13 protein-coding genes are annotated in these 21,223 nt (G+C 71.7%); 2 read left to right on the plus strand and 11 right to left on the minus strand.

Annotated features, from left to right (window positions below; translation table 11 throughout):
- Positions 1–139 precede the first annotated feature (139 nt).
- Entirely contained in the window at positions 140–1,279 is a 1,140-nt protein-coding gene (locus IE257_RS28500) for a cupin-like domain-containing protein (protein ID WP_189972755.1), read from the plus strand.
- 151 nt (positions 1,280–1,430) lie between these two features.
- Positions 1,431–2,096 (plus strand): 4'-phosphopantetheinyl transferase family protein, encoded by a 666-nt coding sequence (locus IE257_RS28505; protein ID WP_308433296.1) that lies wholly within the window; start codon positions 1,431–1,433, stop codon positions 2,094–2,096.
- 56 nt (positions 2,097–2,152) lie between these two features.
- On the opposite strand, the gene IE257_RS28510 is transcribed toward IE257_RS28505, so the two are convergent.
- From IE257_RS28510 to IE257_RS38595, 11 genes are all read right to left on the minus strand, one after another.
- The gene (locus IE257_RS28510) at positions 2,153–3,373 is read right to left on the minus strand and encodes a TIGR02679 family protein (protein WP_229920712.1); all 1,221 of its coding nucleotides are present in this window, start codon (positions 3,371–3,373) and stop codon (positions 2,153–2,155) included.
- Between the two features lie 11 nt (positions 3,374–3,384).
- Positions 3,385–7,539, minus strand: a complete 4,155-nt coding sequence (locus IE257_RS28515; protein WP_189972758.1) for a TIGR02680 family protein — start codon at positions 7,537–7,539, stop codon at positions 3,385–3,387.
- Positions 7,536–8,783 (minus strand): TIGR02678 family protein, encoded by a 1,248-nt coding sequence (locus IE257_RS28520; RefSeq protein ID WP_189972887.1) that lies wholly within the window; start codon positions 8,781–8,783, stop codon positions 7,536–7,538. The genes IE257_RS28515 and IE257_RS28520 overlap by 4 nt, the downstream gene beginning before the upstream one ends.
- Positions 8,783–10,345, minus strand: coding sequence for a TIGR02677 family protein (locus IE257_RS28525; protein ID WP_189972888.1), 1,563 nt, complete (start codon positions 10,343–10,345; stop codon positions 8,783–8,785). Before IE257_RS28525 ends, IE257_RS28520 begins: the two co-directional genes overlap by 1 nt.
- A gap of 103 nt (positions 10,346–10,448) precedes the next feature.
- Positions 10,449–11,210, minus strand: a complete 762-nt coding sequence (gene drmC / locus IE257_RS28530) for a DISARM system phospholipase D-like protein DrmC (protein ID WP_209468409.1) — start codon at positions 11,208–11,210, stop codon at positions 10,449–10,451.
- On the minus strand, positions 11,207–13,117 hold the full coding sequence (gene drmB / locus IE257_RS28535) for an MrfA Zn-binding domain-containing protein (protein ID WP_189972759.1): 1,911 nt from the start codon (positions 13,115–13,117) through the stop codon (positions 11,207–11,209). The genes drmC and drmB overlap by 4 nt, the downstream gene beginning before the upstream one ends.
- 2 nt (positions 13,118–13,119) lie before the next feature.
- Entirely contained in the window at positions 13,120–16,986 is a 3,867-nt protein-coding gene (gene drmA / locus IE257_RS28540) for a DISARM system helicase DrmA (RefSeq protein WP_189972760.1), read from the minus strand.
- A 120-nt stretch (positions 16,987–17,106) separates the two neighbouring features.
- On the minus strand, positions 17,107–19,326 hold the full coding sequence (locus tag IE257_RS28545; protein WP_189972761.1) for a sigma factor-like helix-turn-helix DNA-binding protein: 2,220 nt from the start codon (positions 19,324–19,326) through the stop codon (positions 17,107–17,109).
- Positions 19,327–19,482: 156 nt separating this feature from the next.
- Positions 19,483–20,322, minus strand: a complete 840-nt coding sequence (locus IE257_RS28550; protein ID WP_189972762.1) for a GntR family transcriptional regulator — start codon at positions 20,320–20,322, stop codon at positions 19,483–19,485.
- A gap of 252 nt (positions 20,323–20,574) precedes the next feature.
- Positions 20,575–20,781 (minus strand): DUF397 domain-containing protein, encoded by a 207-nt coding sequence (locus IE257_RS28555; RefSeq protein WP_189972763.1) that lies wholly within the window; start codon positions 20,779–20,781, stop codon positions 20,575–20,577.
- Complete coding sequence (locus tag IE257_RS38595) at positions 20,687–21,190, minus strand: DUF5753 domain-containing protein (RefSeq protein WP_229920725.1); 504 nt, start codon at positions 21,188–21,190, stop codon at positions 20,687–20,689. The genes IE257_RS28555 and IE257_RS38595 overlap by 95 nt, the downstream gene beginning before the upstream one ends.
- Positions 21,191–21,223 lie beyond the last annotated feature (33 nt).

The raw sequence follows: 21,223 nt of genomic DNA on the forward strand, positions 1-21,223 counted from the left end.
TGAACGGCCGTTGTGCGATCCATCGCCGATCCGTAGCATGCGATCTTCGTCGCGTATTCTGTCGGAATGGGGATCTGTCATGCAGGGAGCCCGATCACTGGGGCATGTGGAAGTCGTTTCTTCATTCCCTGAAGAACCCATGGGACGCGCCGCGGTTCTCACCACGACACCGCTGATAATCCGCGGCAGCGGGGCTCTCGACACGATGCGGGGATGGACTCCCGAGTACGTCTCCGAGCGCCTGGGTGAGCGCGAGGTACCGGTCGCCATCGCGGACCCGGACGGTGCGTTCAGATACAACACGGCCGCTCGCGAGGGCCTGCGCCACGAGCCGATGCGCGGCTCGCGGCTCGCCACCGAGTTCCGGGACACGGCGAGCGGCCGAAGGCTCAGCATGCAGCAGATGTCGATCCCGAACGCGCTCGTCGAACTGCGCGACGAACTCGCCGTTCCCCCCTACATCCCGACCGATGTCATCACGGACATCAACCTGTGGATGGCCTCGGAGTCGTCGAGCACGCCCTTGCACTACGACAACATGAACAACCTGTTCGCCCAGCTCGACGGACGCAAGAAGTTCGTGCTCTTCAATCCCTCCCAGAGCGACCTGCTCTACCCCGGCCCCCTGGACATCCGCACCCGGCACCTGAGCACCGTGGACCTGAGCGACCCCGACCTGGAGAGGTTCCCCAAGTTCGCGCAGGCGGAGTACTGGGAGGCCGTCGTCCTGCCGGGTGACCTGCTCTTCATCCCGGCCTTCTGGTGGCACCAGGTCTCCGCACCGGACATCTCGGTCTCGGTCAACTACTGGTGGCGCGCGGATGTACGGGACTGCACCTGCCCGTCCTACTTCCGGCAGCTGTATCTGGACCTCGTCATCGAGGACGTCCGCGGCCTGTTCGTGACCCATGACCTGCGGGCACTCGGCAACGGCTCCGCCGCCCTGCTCACGCTCGCGGAGCAGACCATCGGGCACGGCGAGGCCGGTGTCGCGGCCCGGCTCTGCGGCGGTGTCATCGTCGCCGCCGCGAAGGACACCTGTACGGAGCTGGGCATCGCACCCGCCGGGGGCATCGACGACGCGTTCGCGGAACTCGAGAAGCGTGGTGCCTGGTCCGCGGAGGACGCCGATGCGGCCCGCCGGGGACTGGCACTCGCCGTGGCCGCGGGCCCGGACCGGAGCGTCCCGGCTCCGGACGTCCAGAAGATCATCGGCCGTCTCCGCTCCTCCACCCTGAACTGGGAGCATCCCGCGCGGGTCGGTGGTGACCGGCCTTGATCGGGCGGACCAGGTGGAGCTGCTTCCGGCTGATGAGGCTGGCATGGTCGCTGGTGTCGTCCCTCTCGGGACCACCGCGGCCGGGAGTCACTGCTGACGGCAGGCGACTGTGATCACCGACGTGTTACCCGCTGGGGTGGAGGCGGCGGAAGTGTTCGGCACGCCCCCGCCCTCCCCACCCCTGTTCGCACAGGAAGCACGGCTGATAGAAGGGGTGGTGGAACGTCGGCGCAGTGACTTCACCACGGTACGGACGTGCGCGCGCCGGGCCATGGGCAGGCTCGGCTTCCCTCCGGCGCCGATCCTGCGCGGACCGCGCGGGGAGCCGCTGTGGCCCCCCGGCCTCGTCGGCAGCATGACGCACTGCGACGGCTACCGTGCTGCCGCACTGGCCCGCGCCGAGGACCTGGCGTCCCTCGGCGTCGACGCCGAGGTCAACGACCCGCTGCCCCGGGAGGGAATGCTGCGGATCGTGACCACCGAGGAGGAACGCGCCTGGCTGGCCCCGATGATCGAGCGACGGCCCGATGTCGCCTGGGACCGGCTGGTGTTCAGCGCCAAGGAGAGCGTCTACAAGGCCTGGTACCCGCTCACCGGACGCTGGCTCGACTTCCAGGAGGCGGTCATCACGGTCGACCCGGACCTCGGCACCTTCGCCGCACGCCTGCTCGTCCCGGGCCCCCTGGTCGGATCCGCCCGGCTGTCCGATTTCCCCGGCCGCTGGACGACGGAGCGCGGCTTCCTGATGACGGCGGTCGCACTCCCCGCACCCTCCCGGCCCGACGAATCACCCACCACGCCGCCGCCGGCCCGCTGAACCAGCAGCCCCCGCCCGGCCGCTCGGGCGTCGGCCCTGACCGGCTCCAGGATGCTTCACCCCGCAAGGTCTGTCAGCAGCACATCCAGAACTGCCTCCTCCTCGACACGCACGGCCTGCTCGGCCAGAGCGCGTGCCAGGTCCGGGTCCCACGGCGACAGCGCCGGTTTCCCGTCCAACGGCCGCAGGTCAGGTCCAGCAGCTACTACCGCCTCGCGGTAGTCGTCGGCCGTGTAGCGCCAGGGCCGCCAGGGCACGTGCCCCGACAGCGTCGTGGCGATGCGCAGACCGCCCCAGTCGAAGTCTCCGTGGTAGCGAAACTCGGCACCGAGCTCGTGCAGACGGGAGAGGAGGGTCAGGGCGGCGGCCGACGGCTGGCCCTGGACACAGACCAGCGGTCGGGCATCCGGTCCGTGGTGGTCCGCCGCGGCCGAGAGGACCGCGGGATTCTCACAGATGTGGACCACGGGCGGTGCCGTCCGCGGCGGACGGTGGGCGAGCTGTCGGAGGGTGAGTACGCACGGCTCACCCACGTCGGCCATCCAGTCCAGGGCCGCAGTCCCGCGCAGGTTGAGGGTGAGCACCGTCGAGGAGACGTCGTCCCGGAGCAGGCCGGCGGAAGCCCACGCGGCCCGCCGCCAGGCCGCTCCCGCTCCCCCGGGATGGCAGGTCAGAGCGCGGGCACCGGAGAGGGCCAGGGTGGCCACCGGCATGCCGTCGTCGAGTGCGTGGGCACTCCCCAGAATGTCCGCGGCGAACACCGACAGCGACCGCGCTGGTTCGACAGGCAGCTCCCGCAGTACGCGGACGGTCTGTTCCATCAGCAGACGGGCGGCGGCGGAAGTACGGGCGAGGCGGCGCACGAGGCCGTCATCACGAATGCGACCGGCCCAAACGGCGTACTCCGGATGCTCTTCGGCCAGCAGCGTGAGAGGCGCGTACGCCTCCCCCCAGGCCTGTTCCTCGCTCCGGCGGACGTCGTCGAGAGGGACGACCCGCCCGGCGAGTACCGTCACGGCAGCCTCCAGGCCTCCCGGGCTGATGCCCGATCTGACCAGCACGGCGTCCACGGCGTCGAGCCGGACCGTCAGAGCCCTGCCGGTGCCCGGTGTCCGGCCCAGCAATCTCTCGGCCGCTGACCGCTCGGCCGGGCTCGGCGTTGCCAGCGAGACCGCCCCGGTGAGTGGCTGTCCGCGCTCCATCCGCCGGCGTGCCCGCTCCACCAGCCAGGCCAGGTCGGCGCCGCCGAGGACCCGGCGCAGGCGTGCTTCGTCCACCGGCGGACCGCTCACAGGGGCTCCGGGTCGACCGCACGCACGGGGTCCTCGCTGCGCGTGCGGGCCGTGCCGTCCCACTCCCAGCGGGTGACCAGGACGGCGGCCACGTCGTCGACGCGGGCGAGCTGGGCGATGGCGATGCCCGGCACCTGCGGATAGCAGGCCCACTCCCGCTCGCTGGTCATGACCACATCCAGGTCGAAGGCGTGCAGGAGCCCCAGGCACTTGGCACGCGAGTCGTCGTCCACACCCGCGAACGCCTCGTCCAGGGTCACCAGGCGTGGCGCGTACGGACTGCCCGCGCTCGCATAGTGCGAGGAGGCGGCGGCGAACAAGGGAACGGACACGGCCAGGACGCGTTCGCCTCCGGAGGCGGGTCCCGTGGCGGGCACCCACCGGCCGTGCTGCTGGCGCTCAACGGCGAACTCGTGCCAGGAGCGGTAGTCGAGGGCGGCGGTGAGGTGCTCCAGCCAGCTGCCCGCCGCATCCTCGGTCTGCTGGCGGGCGATCTGCGTCTGCAGGAACTCACCGACTGCGGCCCGGTCCTCGGCCGTCCAGGCATCCGCGGTCTGGAGCAGGCGGCCACGGGCCTGGGCAAGGCCGACCGGGGCCTTGCGGGAGGGCCGCCACACCAGGCGCAGCCTCATACCGGTGGAAGTGGGCCGTTCCTCCAGCTCGGCGTTCATGGCCAGCACCTGCCGCTCGGCGGCTGCGATCAGCTCCTGGAGGGTGCCGGCCACCTCGGTGATGAGGTGGGTTTCCAGGATCTCACGCTCGTGTGCGGAGAGGATGCGGGTGAGTTCGCCGACCTCGACCGCCAGCGCCTCGGCGAGTTCGGGTACGGCTCGCTCACGGCCTTGGTAAATGACGTCGACGATCATCCCGTCCTCGACCATGCGGGCCGAGGCGGTGTTGCCGTGCCGCGACAGTGCGTCCTGGAGGGTTTTGAACTCCTCGCTCACACGCCGCTGTACACGTTCCCAGGCACCGTCCGAGTCGTCCGTCGTCGACAGCTCCGATTCGAGGGCACGGGCCAGGGCGATGGCCGGGGTGGGCACCCACGGGCCGTCGTCCGCGGCCGGTACGGCGAGATCGGGAAGTGCGACGGCGATCAGCCCTGTGGCAGTGAAGCGCTGGAGCGCGGCGATGGCCTCGGAGCGCGCCGCGGCGGCTTCGGTGACGGCCTTCTCCAGCTGTTCGATGCGGCCTTCGGCCCGGCTGGCCCGCCGGTCCGCCTCCGTGTGCTGGTCCCGGGAGCGCCGCTCGTCGGCGGCGCAGCTGCGGAGGGCTTCTGCGGTCTCCGCGAGCAGCCGCTCCAGCTCTGCCACGGCGGCGCCGACGGTCGAACGCAGCGTGGCCAGCCGCTCGTCCGCGGCCGCAGCCTCACGGGCGGCCTCCTCCGCGCGAACAGCGAGTTCGGCAGTCCGCTCCCCGGCCCGAACCGCCTCTTCACGTTCGTCGTCCGCCTGCCGGGACGCCTCGCTCCGCTCACGGAGTGCGGGCCAGAGTCCGGCCAGGACGACGCCGAGCTCGGCGAGGGCCTTCCGTACGGCGGCCAGTGCCGGCCGGTCCGGGGGCAGCCCCAGATCGGCTGAGGTCTCGTGCAGTTCGGCGGCGGCCGACTCTGCCCGCTCGGCTGCGGCCGTCACCTCGGCGGCCCGCTCGTCGCACCGGGTCCGCGCCCGGCGCATGGTGTCGGCGGCAGCCGCGGCGTCGGCGTGTGCCCGGATCAGGGGCGCGTCGTCGGGCACGGCGGCCAGCTCGGTGTCGAGCGTACGACGACGGGTCGCCAGAGCCTGCGCCTGCGCATCGGCGTCGGCCGACTCCTGCCGGAGGAGGGAGAGTTCAGCCTGCAGTGCTGCGATTCGGGTCCGCCTCGCGGCTTCCCGGGCGCCCTCTCCGATGTACTCGGCGGCGGGTTTGGCCCAACGGCCGGTGAGGACCCCGACGCGGTGGCGTCCGTCCAGCGCGACCCAGGTGCCGTCCGTGGCTCCGGTCCCCGACAGGCCGGCTCCCGGTGCATCGTCGGCCGATGCCGTGTCCCCGAAAGCCCCGCCGAGGCCGATCGCCTCCAGCAGCCGGGCCACCGCCTCCACTCCGACCCGTGCGGCCTGCGCGTCTCCGTGGTCCACGGCCGGACGCAGTACCTCGGCGAGCGACATCCCCTCGACCGGTCCGATGTTCGGTGCGAGGAGTACGTCGTGACCGTCTGCGGCGAGGGCCGCTCCGTCGGGGCGCACCCACGCGTCCAGCAGCCCGGACGCCTCCAGGGCCGCCTCCAGCCCGGCGCGGTCGTGGTCCGTGACCTCTTCCCGGAAGTCGATCAGCCGCCACAGCGGGGCACCGGGCGCCTGCTCTCGCAGGCCGGGGGTCCGCGTGTACGGGGCCTGCGGCCCGCGCCGACCGCCGGACTCCAGCCCGGCGAGTTCCTGTTCGGTATCGCGGGTCCGGGCGGCCAGTCCGGCCCGGTGGTGCGCTGATTGCGCCGCCTGGTCGGCGAGTACCGCTGCGGTGGCACTGTGTGCTTCCGAGGCACGGCTGCGCGCCGGGTAGGGGCCGTCCTGGTGCCGGGTCCACTCCTGGAGCTCGTCCAGAAGTCCTGCGGGGTCGGCGTACGCGAGCTCCCCGCACCGGCCCGCGTGCTCGCGTACGGCATCGACCAGAGCCCGTCCGGCGGACTGCGCCGTGTCCTCGGCCGTCTCCAGCGCCTCGGCGGCGTGCGCCAGCTCGGTCTCCGTCTCGTCGAGCCGGAGTACGGCGGCCCGGCGCCCGGCCGCCGCCGCCTCGGCCTGGTCGGCGAGCGCTTCCACATGCGTGAGGGTGCGGTGCCTGCGGTCGGTCGCTTCGGCCACCGCGGCCCGCAAGTCGGCAACCGCCTGTCCGTCGTCTCCGGGAAGGTTCAGCCGGGCTGCCGCAGCCGTCTCCCGGGCCCGGAGCAGCGTGTCCCCGGACAGCTCCCGGGCGACCCTGAGCCGGTTCTCCGCGGCACCGAGGCGGCCGAGCGCCTTGGTGTGCTGAATCGAGGCCTTCTCCCGGTCGTCGATCGCGCGGGCACAGTCGCCCTCCGCCCGGTCCAACGCCAGCGCGGATCGCTCCAGTTCACGGGCACTGCGCATCTCCGGACCCTCGCGCAGGGCGGCGTCGGCCGCCTCCAGCCTCGCCCGGGTCTCGGTGAGGGCAGCGACGCGCTCCTCCGCGGCCGCCCGATCCTCCTCCGCCGCGGTCTTCCCGGCCTGCGCCTCGGCGAGGTCGCGCAGCAGCTGCTCGTACTTCGAGTGTTCGCTGCGCGGGAGGCGGGCGCGGCGGCGGGCGGCCGTGCGGGCGTAGCGCCGGTAGTGGTCGAGGAACACGGACGCCGCCCGTTCGGCGGCCCCGGCTGCCCGCAGCTCCTCCTTCTCCTCGTCCAGGGAGCGGAAGGCCTCGGCCACATCCGCGATGACGGCCTGGTCCATCGGCGGAAGGGCCTCGGTGAGGGCGCGGGAGAGGGCGGCCTCGTTGGGACGTTTGGACAGCTGGGGCTGGCGCAGCTGGATGAGCAGGTCCACGAGGGCTGCGTAGCGCTGCTCCCCGAGACCGAACAGCGCCTCGTCGACGGCCCGGCGGTAGGCCTTGGCCTGGTCGTAGACCATTCCCCGTTCGGCGACCGCCTCGATGAGCCGGTCCCGGGACAGGACGGTGCCGGTGGCGTCGAGCAGGCTCAGTGACCCGTCCGCGCGTACGTCGGCCGGGCCGTGGTCGATCCGCTGCCCGGTCACCGCCCACCAGTGCCGGGCGATGCCGCGCCCACTGACGGCCTTGAGTCCGCACAGGAGCGTACGGAACTGCTCCTCTCCGCTCACCGCGTCGCGGCGGCCGAACTCCACCCAGGTGTAGCCGAGGCGTTCGGAGTGCGGGTGCTCGCCGCCGAGCAGGAGGTTCCATTCCATCCGCTTGCCGGCGTCCCCGTCCGGTTCCACTCGACGGGCGCTGAGGTCCCCGTCGAGGAGAAAGGGCAGGGTCAGGGCCAGCACCTTGGACTTGCCGGTGCCGTTGTTCCCCCGGAGCAGCAGCCTGCCGTCGCGGAAGTGGAATTCCTCCACGTCGTAGTGGAAGAGGTCGACGAGACCGATCCGCAGGGGCTGCCAGCGGGGGCGCGCAGGGGCGGGGGGTGCGGGACGGGGGGTCAAGGCCGGTACGCCTTTCGCTGCGCGGGCACCTGCGCGGTGCCGGCTGTACGGGGTTCGAGTACGACGGTCTCGCCGACCGCGTAGCGGGCGAGCGCCGGGCGCGGCACGACCCTGTCAGCAGTGCGGGCGACCAGGCCGAGAGCGGCCAGCCGGGCAATGGCCTGCTCGGCCAAGTCAGCCTCGGCCCCCGGCTCACGGGCCGATTTGGACCAGAATCCGCTGTGCTCCGCCGCCAGTTCGACCACGCGGCGCTCAAGATCGGTCATGGGGACGACCACGCCGCCGACCGCCGTGAGGTACTCGGCGAGCAGGAGGGTGACGTGGCCGCGGGTACCTGATTCCGGCATGCGGACGTCGGTGAGGTCGTCCTCGGGGTCGACCATGGCGATGCCTTCGGCCCGCACTTCGGCGACCAGTCCGGTCAGTTCGTTGATGCGGGCGGTGAGGAAGCCGCGCTGGCGCGTGAGGTAGCCGAGTTCGGCGTCGGTCAGCTCGTCGTAGTAGAGGACGGGGTCGTCGAGCAGCCGCCGGGTCAGCGAGCGGCGCATGGCGCGGAAGCGCAGTTCGTCGCTGTCGAGGGCCGTTTCCGCGGCGAGCTCGGTGAGCCGGGCATCCAGCGTTTCGGCCCGGACGGTGGAGGGTCCCCGGCGGGTGGCGAGCAGACCTGCGAGAACCCGCCGTTCGACGTCGTACAGGACGTCGCCGGCTCCACTGACGTACGCGTCCTCGTCTCCGGCGACGCGCCGCAGGACTCCGAGGTGGAGCAGGAGCCGTACGACGGCGGCCAGGTCGAGCCGCTCGTCACGGCGGTCCAGCGTGAACTGGATGCCCGCCGCGGCCAGCCGGGGGTCCTTGGCATCCAGCATGATCTGGTCGGCGAGGCGGCCCAGCGCGATCTGTGCTTCGCCGCGTTCGAGGGCGGCGAGGGCGAGGCAGAGCAGGACGTACCGACGGCGGCTGAAGGGGACGGCGCTACGGGTGACCTCGCGCGCCGGGTGCGTGGCGTCGTCCGGCACACCGGGGATCTTGCCCAGTCGGGCGGTCTCGGCATCCACCTGGAGGGACCAGCCGGTGTTTCGGTCGAACCAGTCGCGCAGCTCGGAGGCGTGCCGCCGGACGAGGCGGAACTCGTCGGCGTACGCGCCGTGTGCGAGCAGCAGGGGCTGCTTCAGGAGGGCACGGGCGGCCTTGCGCCGCTCGGCGGCGTGCTGCCCGTCGAGTACTTCGGCGAGCGGGGTCGTCATCACGCCTCGCTCCCTCCTGTTCTTTCGGTGAGGTCGACGATCTCGATGGTGTGGTCCGGGCCGCGGAAGGTCCCGTCCGGTGTGCGGACCTCGGCGATGGACCCGTCGGTCGGTGCCGTGAGCCGGATCTCCATGGAGCCGTCGCCGCTGGTGGCCGCGGTGTGCGTCATACCGGGCCGCCAGGTGGCCAGCGCGTCGCCGAGGAGCTGCAGGAAGAGCCGGAAGCTGAGGGGGTCGAGCTCGCCGAGTCCGGACAGTGTGGTGATGCCGTGCGTAACGAGCCGGGCCCGGGCGGCCGCTGTCTCGGCGGCCTGCTTGGCGGCCGTCTCGGCGAGCAGTCGGCGCGCTTCCTGCCGGTCCTCTACCTTGCGGGGTTTGCCGCGCCGCTCGTAGCTTCCCGTGCGGCGCAGCTGCGGGCTGATCCGCAGCGGCGCGGCATCGGCCCATGCGGTTCCCGCGGGCTCGGGACGGGCGTGGCGGGCGGCCAGCGTCTCCGCATCCACGGTCAGGTGCCGGGCCGGGTACAGCCCGAAGGCGGTGCGCCACAGCCGGTGCCGGGCGTCGTCGTCGGGTGCTTCGGCGAACCAGCGCGCAAGGGTACGGAAGTCGGCGGAGCGGTCCGAACGCCCTGCACGCCGCTCGTTCAGCGACCGTACGACGGCCAGCAGCTGCGGGATCGCGCCCAGTGCCCGGCCGCGCAGCAGCCGGGCCTGCGACTCCCGGCCGTCCCGGCTGAGGAACCAGGACGCCAGCCCCGCCCACCGGCCGGCCCACCGCTCGTACGCGGCCTGCCCCGCGTACGCCGCCTCCTGCGGGGTCGCGTCCGCCGCCTCACGGGCGGCCGCGGCCCGCAACAGCCGCTCGATGCTCCCGCCCTCCTCCAACTCCAGGATCAGCCGGGCGATCCGCCCGCCGAGGGTGATCAGGTCCTGGATGAACCGCTCCAGGTACTGGATGAGCTGGTCCTTGTAGGCGAGGAAGACCTCCTCCCCCACGTCGTGAAGGTCGATGGTCCGCTGGAGCGAACCCATGAAGGCCCGTGCGTTGTCGGCGAGCGCACCGAAACGGCTCGCGAGCCCGTCCAGCGCCAGATGCGTCTTGGCCGGATCAGGCTCCTCCTCGGCCGTCAGCACGAGCAGGGCCCGCAGCTGCGTCACGATGTCGTGCAGCGCGACGGCCTGCAGCGCGCCCCGCCGCCCGAGCGCCTCGTCGTACGCGGACAGAGCCTCCTCCGCCGCCTCGCCCTCCCGCGTGAGCTGGTAGATGAACCGCTTGCGGTAGAAATCCTCGACGGCGGTGACCCGCCCGGTGTCCGGGTCAGCGCGCAGGTTCCCCCACCCCACCAGGCTGTCGAGCGCCTTGACCACGGCGTCGAGCTCCGTCGGCCGGACCCCGGAGGCCAGCCCCGCGTACACGTCCTCTGGCCGCAGATGCACGGCGAACCGCTCTTTGGCGACGAGGAAGGCCCGCATCACCGCCCGGTAGAGCAGCACGTTCGGAGCAGTGAGATGCGCGAAAGGCCCGTACCCGTCGGGCGTACCCTCCGCCTGCGGAGAAGTCATGTCCATTGCTCGCCATCCTCCTGGAGGGCGGTCCATGATCGGCAGGGACTTGAGTACTTGGCCGATTCACATCGGTCCCTTTCGGGTCCGGCCGCAGGCGACGTCACCAGAAACGCTGGAGGACGCCCGTGCGCTGGAGCTCCGACACGTGTTCGGCGGCCCGCGCCGGCGCGGAGCCCCCTCTGATGAGTGTTCCGGCCTCGATGTTGCGGTCCACTCCGGATTGCGTGAAGTTGGCGCTGGTGGTCAGCAGCGTCTGTCGGTCGGCCACGGCCAGCTTCGCGTGCGCCTTGGCCCCGAGCTCCGCCCTCTTGTCCAGGGGCCAGTGCCACAGGCGCGCTCCCGGAACATCGGTGAACGCGCTCGCCGGCTCGTCCCCGGAAAGGGCGCTGCCCGCGCCCTGCAGCGTCTCGACGACGATGTCCAGGCCGACGCCCCGGGCCGCGGCATCCTGCAACACCGCCGTCAGAGGCGGGTACCGCCGTGCCGAATAGGTCATCAGGATCAGCTCGGTCCGTGCCTCGGCGATCAGCCCCAGGAGCACCCGGTCCGTGGACCGTACGGGCACCCGGTGGGAGGAGGGGCCGCTCCACACCAGGGAGACCTCTTGTTCCCGGTCGCGCTGCGCGTAGCCGGCGGCCAGCCCGTGCAGGCAGGCCGCCGCTTCCGCCCGGGACAGGCCGTCCGCGTCCATCGCATCGAGCACGGCAGCCGCGGCCTCCGTGTAGGTGGAGGCCGACCGGACCGTGAGCAGCGTGGCGCGGGGCTGTCCGGCCGCTATGCCGTCGGCCAGTGCGCCCAGCGCGAGGACTCCTGCGGCCGCCTCTGCCTCCGCGGCGGCCTTGAGCAGCCGTGCCCATCTCACTTCAGGCCCTGGAGGAGCACGAGGTCCGGGTCGTCGATGGGGACTATGAACCGTCGGTCCAGGAAGCGGTTGCCGCGCTCACAGGTCGTCTCCGACACGAACAGGCATACGTGGCATGCGGCGCCGTGCAGGAAGTCCTCGTGCGGAGGCCGAGGCAGCCGGTCCGCGCACAGCGGGTCGGAGGAGCACCGCTCGGCATCGTGGAGGGCGCGCCGGACCACCCTGCTGAACTTCTCCGGTTCGGCCAGGGCCACCAGGCCGCCCAGGGTCCCTTCGGCGTCGGGGACCGCGGTGTAGATCAGGATGCCGGTACGCCGGTCGTCCTCGCGGCCGGCGTAGATCCGCTCGGAGAGGCTCGCCGAGGAGTAGCCGCATTCCAGCGAGATGGCCCGGATCAGCAGGTGCGACAGCGTGTGGAGCGCGATGTACCGGGCTCCGGGCCAGCCGCGCAGCGGGTCGTCGGTGTCCTCGACGCGGCCCGAGTAGCGGTTGCGGCGGAATTCGACGTAGGCGTCCCGGTGCGCCGCGAGCGCCTCGGTGCCGGCCACCCGCTGTTCCCAGTCGGCCATCAGCTCGTCCGAGACCCGCAGGAAAATGCCCTCGCCACGCACCTCGCTGGCCGGCACCCAGGCGGGGACGCGGCTGCGGGAGAGGGGTGCGCGGGCCACCAGGGTGGGGTCTTCGGGGTCCGGGGCGTCGAGCCGGGTGAAACCGATCAGCGCCCTCACCTCCCGCAGCCGCTCCGCCTGGACGACGTGGGAGAACACCCCGTCGAGGGCCGGCGGCACCGGGACGTCGCGCAGCGCGAAGTCCTCGCTCGGTTCCGGAAGCTGCGGACTGGTGAAGATCTCCCATTCGGGCGTGAGCAGGTCCGGGTACGAGGCGGCCTCCGAGGACTGGGGCTCCGCGGCCGCGGCCCGGTGCGCCTCGATGGCTTCGAACACTTCGGACTGGCTCCACTGGTGCAGCGGCTTGAACTGCGGAATCTCCCAGATCATGTCGAGGGACTCCTGCGACTTCGCCTTCTGCAGGTGCTCCCAGAGCTGTTCCACCTTGCCCTGCAGGGCGCTGCCGCTGGTCGGCGGCACCGCCAGGACGCTGAGCGTCTGTGCGAACCACTGGTTCGAGGCGCCGATGACGAGCGGCTTGGGACGCTGCTTGCAGCCTGCCGGGTCGAAGGTCGCCAGGTGGGGGTGGCGGCCCCGGCAGTGCGGCAGGGTGATCTCGCCGCGCTGTCCCATGGCGTCGCGGATGTTGCGCTCGCTGCTGCAGTTCACGCAGCGCACCTTCACGTTGGCCGCCTGGTTGCCGCCGTGGTCGAGCATCTCCAGCCGCGGGTGGCTGGCCTCGGCGCACTCCCCGCCGCGGTGGACGAACGAGGCGTACGGGAAGTCGTCCAGGTGCCCGGCCTGGCAGACCAGGACGAAGCGCGCCGCGACGGCGAGCGGGCGCTTGCCCTTGCGCTTGGCGGTGCAGTTGTCGTGGAAGAAGCGCGCCTGGTCGGGACGCCGGGGCTTGGCGTTCTCGAACTTGAAGATCTTCGAGTCGAGGCCGCCGAGGGCGTTGCAGGCGGTACAGCGCAGCCACTGGGGGAAGGGCAGGACCGGGACGCCGACGCGGGACGCGGGCCCGGTGGGGTCGTTGTCCGTGCCGTCCATCCAGGGTGCCGGCTGCAACTGGGTGACCTGGGCGCCGTACGGGTCGCCTATCAGGCCGTTGACGGCCCGCAGCAGCCGCGGCTCCTTCAGGTCCGCCCACTCGAACGCGTCGTACTGCCAGTCGTCGATGCCCCGCACCAGGACGGCGAAGTTGGGAAGGTCGACCAGGGCGCCCACACCGCCCGTGTACATCAGGTGGCTGGGGCGTACGGATCCGACCCGGCGCCGGTGCTGTGTCTTGTCCGTCATGCTCAAGCCTTCTTCCCCTGACGGCCTGCCGTGGCGGCCTTGCCGTCCAGTACGGCGCCCGTTTCGTCTCCCTCGGGCGAGTCCTCACCGTCGGAGCCGGACTGGCCCGCCCCGGCCGCGTAGCCCCACGCGGGTGCCCCGCCGACCACGTCGTAGAGGCCGGCCCCCGGCACCAGCAGGTTGATCTCGTTCTCCGTCTCGCGCATCGACTGGGCGACGGTGAGCTCGTCCCAGGTGGCGCCGGTGGCCCGGTTGAGCAGTCCGCTGAGCCGCTGGCCCTGCCACGCCGCCTCCTCGTATCCGAGGCGGGCGGAGCCCTGCTTCTTGCGCGCCCAGGCGTCCTTGAGGACCTCGATGCGCTCCCCGAGGTACTTGCGCGCGCGCGGCCCGCCGACGGTCTCGGCGCGGGCCAGGAACCGCTCGGTGACCTGCTGCGCGACAGGGCCGTCGAGGTCGATGTCGTAGGCGTCGTGGTTGCGGGAGTGGGGAGTGGTCGCATTGCGCACGGCGGCGATCCACGCCGCCGCCGTCGTCCGGTCCAGGGACCGGCGGGCGAACGGGGTGACGGAGAGGGCTTCGACCTGCCGGTAGAAGGTGGCGTGGTAGTGCCCGAAGTTCTCGAAGTGCGCCAGGTCCCGTGGCCGCGTCCAGTTGTAGAGCGCCACGACCAGCCCCGGGCGCTGGGCGTCACGGCCCACGCGCGAGGACGCCTGGATGTACTCGGCCGTGTTCTTGGGCTGGCCGACGACCATCATGAGGCCGAAGCGGGAGACGTCGACCCCCACCTGGAGCATGGACGTCGCGATCACCGCGTCGACCGCTCCCGTGCCCTCGTTGCGCAGTCCGAGCTTCGAGAAGTCGATGCGCTGCTTGTGCTGTCCGGCCTCACGCAGTTCGTCGGCGACCGCCTGCCGGCGCACGGTGGTGTCCATGGACTCGTCGAAGGACACCTCCAGGCGGGCCAGCACCTCCGTGATGTCCGCGGAGGAGATGCGCGAGGTCAGCTCCTGGACGGACAGCATCTCCGTGCGGCGCAGGAGGCGGTTCGACAGGCCCTTGCGGGTTCCGTGGATCCGTACGCGGGTGGCGATGTCGTCGTCGAGGAAGCGCCGCATACCGGCGAGTTCCCGCGTGGCGTTGAAGTAGCCGACGAGCGTCATGTACGGGTCGGCGGGCTTGCCGTGCCGGTCGAAGAGGGTCTGGCCGGCCAGGAACAGGATCTCGGCGACCCTGATCTCGGCCTGCTTCATACGGACGCCGTGGGCGCAGATGCCCAGGTATCGCCGCCCCGGCGCCTCCTTCGACAGCTCGACCTGCTGGGAGAAGAAGGTGTCGCCGATGTCGATGACCTGGGGCGGGAAGATCGCCGACTTCCGTGCGAAGACGCCGCTGATCTGGTCCGCCGACCGCTTGGTCGTCGCCGTCGATGCCACGATCTTGGGTCCGACCCGGACGGTGGTGCCGTAGGCGTCCTGCGCGGACCAGCCGCACAGCTCGTCGACGGCCGCCTCGAACAGGCCGACCGTGGTGCCCAGCGCACCGGAGATCAGGTGGAGTTCGTCCTGGATGATCAGGTCCGGCGGGCGCAGCCGCGTCACCGGCTTGCTCTTCACGGCCGCGTGCTTGCCCTTGGCCTGGTGCTTGTCCCCGCACTTGATCCGGGTGTCGAGATCAGCGTGCCGGTAGCCGTGCCTCGGGCAGAGGTCGGAGACCCGTCCGAACAGCATGCCCGCCTGACCGCGCCAGGGCAGCTGCGCCAGCTTGTCGACGGTGGCGATCAGCAGGCTGGGGGCCAGCCGGTAGATCTCCTCGTCCACCGTCAGGATGGGCAGTCCCTCACCCGGTGAGCGGCGCTGCGAGAACGGACAGGCCTGCTTGCCCTCGCCGTTGGGGCAGTAGAGCAGGATGCGGCGCAGGTCGTCGTCGGCGTGCAGGTCGCGCTGGGCGCTCAGGGCGGAGCCGCACCAGGGGCAGGCCAGCGTCTGGAGCACCTTCGCGCCCTTGCCGTCCCCGGCGTCCTTGGCCTCGGCGATCTGCTTCTGGGCCTCGTCGAACCCGTTCGGGGAGACCGCACCGCCCACCCAGAGGCCGATCCGGAAGGGGGTCGTCCCCCAGCGCACGTCGCCGCCGTCATACGCCTCGCGGCGCAGCACCTCGGCGGCGCAGACCAGCGCCGCCGCACGCTGGAACTGCTGGGCGGTCAGCAGCCGCAGGGTGTACCGCATCAGCACGGCGACGCCGGCCTCGCCGCTGCGGGCGTCCTCCCCCGTGCCGATCGTCCCCTGAAGGCGGCGGATGGCGAAGGCGAAGGCCGCGAGACCGAGGTAGGCCTCGGTCTTGCCGCCACCGGTCGGGAAGAACAGCAGGTCGACGATGCCGTCCGGACCCGCCTCGCGCTCCTTCAGCGTCGGGTCGGCGAGCGCCCGAAGGTTGAGGAGTACGAAGGCCAGCTGGAACGGGCGCCACGATGCGGCTGCCGGACCCTCGGCGTCGATGCGCTTCTTCGCCTCCTGGAAGGCGATGCCCTCCCGCTCCCGCAGCGCCGCGATGGCAGTGTGGCGCCGCTGCAGGGCCATCGCCCGGTTGGCGAAGCGGAACGCCTCCAGCACCTCGGGGTGTTCGGGGTTCGAGAGGGCGTCCACGCCGAGAGCGATCCGGACGGCCACGTCCCGGGCCTGTCCCACCGCGTCGAGAGCACTGGTGCGCAGCGCCCCGGTCAGCTGCTCCGCCTGTGCCTCCCGCTCGTCGAGCCAGGCGCTGTATCCGTCGGCGAGCGGAGCCAGGGCGTCGCTCAGCGCGGCCGGAGGGAGCACGGCGAGCTCGTCCATGGACAGCTCGATGCCGTCGAGGTGCTGCGCGTTCGCGCCGGACGGGGCGATCGTGGCCGGGACGTCGTGGATCGGCAGCCAGGTGGTCGTGAGGGCGTGGGCCCTGCGCTCCCCCTTGTCGATGGTGACCGCCACGGCCACGTTGCGGCCCGCCGCGTGCTTCAGGTGGTTGCGGTAGAGCAGCGTCAGGTGCTGCTCCTCCAGGTCGGCCGCCCCGAGGGCGTCCTGGGCGGCTTCCTCGGCCTCGTCCAGCGGATCGGATATCGGCAGGAAGACCGGCGCCTTGCCGTCGGTGGCGGTGACGTGCAGCTCGGTCTGGAACAGCCAGGCCGCGTCCTTGGCCTGCTGGGGTTCGTCCTGCGCGTTGACGAGCGACAGCTCGACGACACGGCTGGGTCCCGCGGCACCCGGCCGGTTGCGTACTTCCGCGACCAGCCGCACGCCGGGGGCGTCCTCCTGGTCGGCGGTGAGCGGCAGGACCTGGCGGGGCGCGCCGTCGACCGGGACGGTGACGAGCTTCTCCACCTGCTCCCGGGTCCAGGTGGCACGCGCGACGCCGTCGTCGCCCAGGACCTGCGACCGGTGGTACTGCCCCCATCGGACCCGCACGGTGACCGCAGCCGCGTGGTCCGCCGCCGGGACGGCGAACATCAGGCCCATCGACGAGGCCCACATGCGCCCCGCGTTCTGGGTGGTGAGCCGCTCCGGAAGCCCCTGGTCGGTGCCGTCGCCCTCTCCGTCGGAGTCGTCGAGAAGCTGCTCGTCGGCGGCGGCGAGGGTGGTGCTCAGGGCACGCTTCGGACCGATCCGCCCGACCAGGTACCGGTCGCGGGGACCGGCCGCCCGGTGGTCGAACTCTTCGTCCGGTCCGTCCCACGGGCCGAGCAGGTCCCGGCTGATGAGTTCGCCCAGGTCGTCCCGGATCTCGTACGAGGATGCCGGCACGAAGTCCTGCGCCACCTCGCGGACCCGCTGGAGGAGGTCCTCCTCCAGAGTGCCGCTCCCGCTCCCCGACCCTTCGGCGGTCTTGCCCGTCGCCATCAGTGCATCCCTCTTTCGTCCCTCGCGCGGTGCCCTCGCGGGCCCCTCCCCACAGCGCGGCCGACGCCGCCCGACCGTGACAGCCGGTCGTGATCCCGATGCTAGCGAGCACGGCTGACATCAGAATGCCGGTACCGCCCCGGACAGGGCCCGTTCGAGCAGTTCGGCGATGTCCTTGTCCCCGCGCTCGGCCAGCCGCTCCAGCAGAGCGGGACCTTCCTGGCCGGGGTCCGTGCCGATGCGCCGCGCGATCACCTCCGCCGCCTCCGCCGGGGTCACCGCGGCCGTCCAGCCGGTGAGCCGGGCGGCCCCCGTCTCGGGGCTGAGTCCGTCCGGAGGTGCGGGCAGCCGCAGTGCGTTGAGGTGGCCGTCGGTCACGTTGAAGAAGACCTGGTCGCCGACGCTCGCCCCGATGTGCTCCAGCAGGGGCTTCACCGAGCCGAAAGTGGGCTGGGCACGCCAGGTCAGGGACGTCTCCCCGGCCTCGTGACGCAGCTGGACCGGTTCGCGCTGGGGGGCGGCACCGACATGGGCGGCCCAGCCGGCGGGCACCGGGAAGCCCGAGCCACGCAGGTGGTCGGCGGTCATTTCCGCCCGGTACCACCAGCGTCCGTCGGCTCCGACGAAGCAGCGTCGCGTACCGGCGACGTCGTTGCGCGGCACGTACGGCGCGTCCTGCTCGCTCGACTCATCGGCGACGCGGACCCAGCCACGACGGGTGCGGGCGAAGCCGGGTCCGGCGAGGTTGGTGCGGACCGATGCGGCCGAAACGTCGAAGCGGGAGCTGATGGCCTCGGCGATCGCGTTCACCTCGGCCTCCCCGCCCGCGTTGGCGATCTCGCGGGCGATCATCTCCCGGATTCCGAGGTACTCCTCGCCGCCCCACGCGCGCAGACCGTACAGGTTGCGGTCGACCCGGAGGAATCGCTCGTCGGTCCAGATCTGGTTGCGCATGCTGTTGATGGCGGTGCCGTCGGCGAGCTGCGCGTGGATGTCCTCCATGGACATCGGCGTCCCGTGCAGGGCGAGCACGGCGGCGGCCCGGTCGTTGAGCGAACGCCCCCAGTACAGCAGCCGTCCATCCCGCACCTGAAAGCGCCCGATGTCGGCCGCCCAGTCGGCGAGCACCTCGCCCCGGACTCCGTAGCGCAGCCCTAGGGCCACCGCCTCGTCCCAGGCCAACGGGGTGTCCCCGCAGGCGGCGAGCAGTTCCTCCTGCATGACGGCCCTCAGTGCGGCCGCGTCGCCCTGCACGATCCAGGTCCCGACGAGTGTCCCGCCGGGCAGCAGCCGCGCCACGATGTCACCGAGCGGCACGCCCATCGCTTCCACGGGGCGGGCGTGGTCCGGGTGCAGTGCGTGCACCTCGGCCACCTGGCCCACGGTGCCGAGCCGTTCGGCCACGGCGGCCAGGTGCCCGGCGAAGGCCCGTCCATCCTCGTCGGCTGAGAGCCACCGCCGGACGGAGCCCATGACGGTGCGCTCCAACTGCCGCACCCTTTCCCGGCTGACGGAGAACCGCTCACCCAGGTACTGGAGCTTCATCGGCTCGTCGGTGAACGTCCGCTGCCCGGCGATCACCAGGGCACGCTCGTCCCAATCGGCGACCAGCCGCACGAAGGCCGCGAGCGGCTCGGCCATCAGCCCGGGGACGGGCGGCGGGCTCGCATCGCCGACGTGCGGCTCTTCGGCGTCTTCGGTCGAGTCGTGGTCCTCGAAGGCTTCACGCGGCGCCGGAAGTTCTACGGCCTCAGACTGATCCCCCGTCTGGTCCTCGACGGACTCGGGGACCGGCACCGGCGACGGCACCGGCTCGTCCTCGGACCGCTCCTCCAACCCCTGGAGCACGGCGAGCGCCGCACGTACCTCGGCCGGTGCGTCCTCCGGCAGCCATCGGGCGATCACGGACACGGCATCCCGTACGCGTGCCCCCTCGCTCTCCTCCCGAGGTACGCCGCGCTGGTGCAGCCGGTCCAGGATCGAGCCGAACGCTTCCGCCAGAGCCCGATCCCCGTCCACGACCCCGGGGCCGGCCTCCCGAGCGACCTGCGCCACCGTCTTGCCCGGCTCGACTCCCGGGGTACCGAGCAGCCGCAGTACGGGGATCACGTCCCCGAGCTCGACGTGCGGCCACAGGGACCGCAGGGCCTGCGCCACCTGGTGGCTGAGCGCCTCGGCTCCGATGACCCGCTCGGTCTCCATCAACGGTGTTGCGTGCCACCAGCCGAGCGGCAGCCGTACGTCCTCCAGCCGGGCGGCGAGCAGATGCGGATCGGCGTAGCGAAGGGCGGGCAGGAGGTCGGCCAGGGAAGTGGAGGCGTAAGGAGCGGAGGATGTCATGGTCGGGCGACACTCCAGAGACGGGGGCAGGTGGCCACGGTCGGTGACTGACTCGCTCGACGTTACGGGCCTCCACTGACAGTCACTCCATGATCACCCCTCTTGTGCCCTCTGACCAGGCCAAAGTGCACATCCGTCAGGAGCCGTAGCGGTTCCTCACGCGACGGACGGGTTGTCCTTCCCGGGACCACAGTCCGCGCACAGGGCGTCGGGGACGTGGCTGCGGAAGGCACGTTCGCATTCGTCGCACGTGATGAGGGGTGCGGGCCGTGGACGCTGCGGCTCGGGTGCGGACACCGGGAGGGGTGGCGGCAGGAGAGTGGTGAGCCGGTGCTCCAGGAAGCGGGGCGGATGGTGGATGGGGACCGGCGCGGGCGGCAGGTTGGCGGTGAGCGTGCGGGTGATCTGCTCGGGGGACGCATGCCGAGCGAGCCACTCCTCGACGGCGGGCGTCAGCCGCTGAACGTCACGCACCGAGAGGATCAGGCGGGCGTCGACCGTCCGTAGCCGGGCCAGGAGGTCTCCGGCTGGCCCTGTGGTGGCAGATGGGACGGGCTCGGGTTCGGGTTGGGCTTGCGGCGCGGCCACTTGCTGCGGAGCCAGCACGGCTGAAGGTACGGCTGCACAACCGGGTTTGTCGTAGGCGAGGGTGCGGGTCGCGAAACGGCCGCCACCGAGCGAAATCCTCCGGCGCTCCAGATATCCGGCTTCCTCAAGCTCGTTGAGGGCCCGGCGGATGGTGATCTCGCCCTCGCGGAAGCGGAGGGTGAGGGCCTTGGCGGTGACGCTGACCCCGTCCGGAACGGACTGGATGTAGACGGCGAGCCCGATCGCAACGGCGGACAGCTGCGGATGCTGGGCCAGGTGGTTGCCGACGACCGTGAACCGGTCGGTGTGGCGGTGGCGGAAGTGGATCACGCCGGCGCTGGGGGCGTCCACGGGGATCGGATTCTCGGGGCGCGCGGGCGCGACCGCGTTAGACTGCGGATCAGCCATCGGGAAGTTCTGCTCTTCCGGATCGGTCAGGCCCTCGTCAGGATTGCCGTCCTGTCGGGGGCCGTCTGCGTGTATGGGGTTGTTTGCGCCGACCGTACCCCACCGGTCAGGGTCCGTGTCGCGCCCTTCACCCGATCGTGTGGCGACGGGAGTTGGGCCACCGGGTTTGGTTGGGTGGGTTCTCTCCCGTTCCTTTGAAGGGCGACGCGCCGGACCGGGGTCCAGGAATCCGCGCCCCGGCGGCGGCCCGCTCTATGCCTCTCGGACGTGCCGCACGAAGGCGCTCCAGGCCGCGTTTCCGACGAGGATCACGGGACCGGCGGTGTCCTTGCTGTCCCGGACGGGGACGGCACCGGGGATGTGGTCAGCGACCTCTACGCAGTCGCCGCCCTGCGTGTTGCTGTAGCTGGACTTGCGCCACTTTGCGGCGCTGAGCTCGGGTCGGGAGACGGACGTCACGGGGCGGTTCCTCCATCACTGCTCGGATCACCTCGGCGGATTGGTCAGGGGGCAAAGCCTGAGCCCGCAAGTGATCGAATGCTAGTGCGTACGCTGCGACCGCCTCCGGCGCCTCCGCAAGCTCCCCTGAATGAGAACTCTCCATGTAGGCGACATCTGAGCCGTTCGGCAAGGAGAGGACAGTGAGCGAACCACCGAGCAAGGGATGCTCCCCCTGGTCGAACGGCAAGACCTGCACCGTGACGTGCGGACGCGTAGCCATCACGTCCAACAGATGTTCCAGTTGCACCGCGAAGGTCGCGCCACTCCCGATCCGGCGGCGAAGCACTGCCTCGTCCAGGATGACCCAGAGCTCTGGCGGCGCCTCACGAGTGAGTACTGCCTGCCGTCGTATCCGAGCCTCGATCATGCGCTCTAACCCGGCGCCGACACTCGGGCGCGC

The sequence above is a fragment of the Streptomyces avidinii genome (assembly GCF_014650695.1).
Lineage (GTDB): Bacteria > Actinomycetota > Actinomycetes > Streptomycetales > Streptomycetaceae > Streptomyces > Streptomyces avidinii.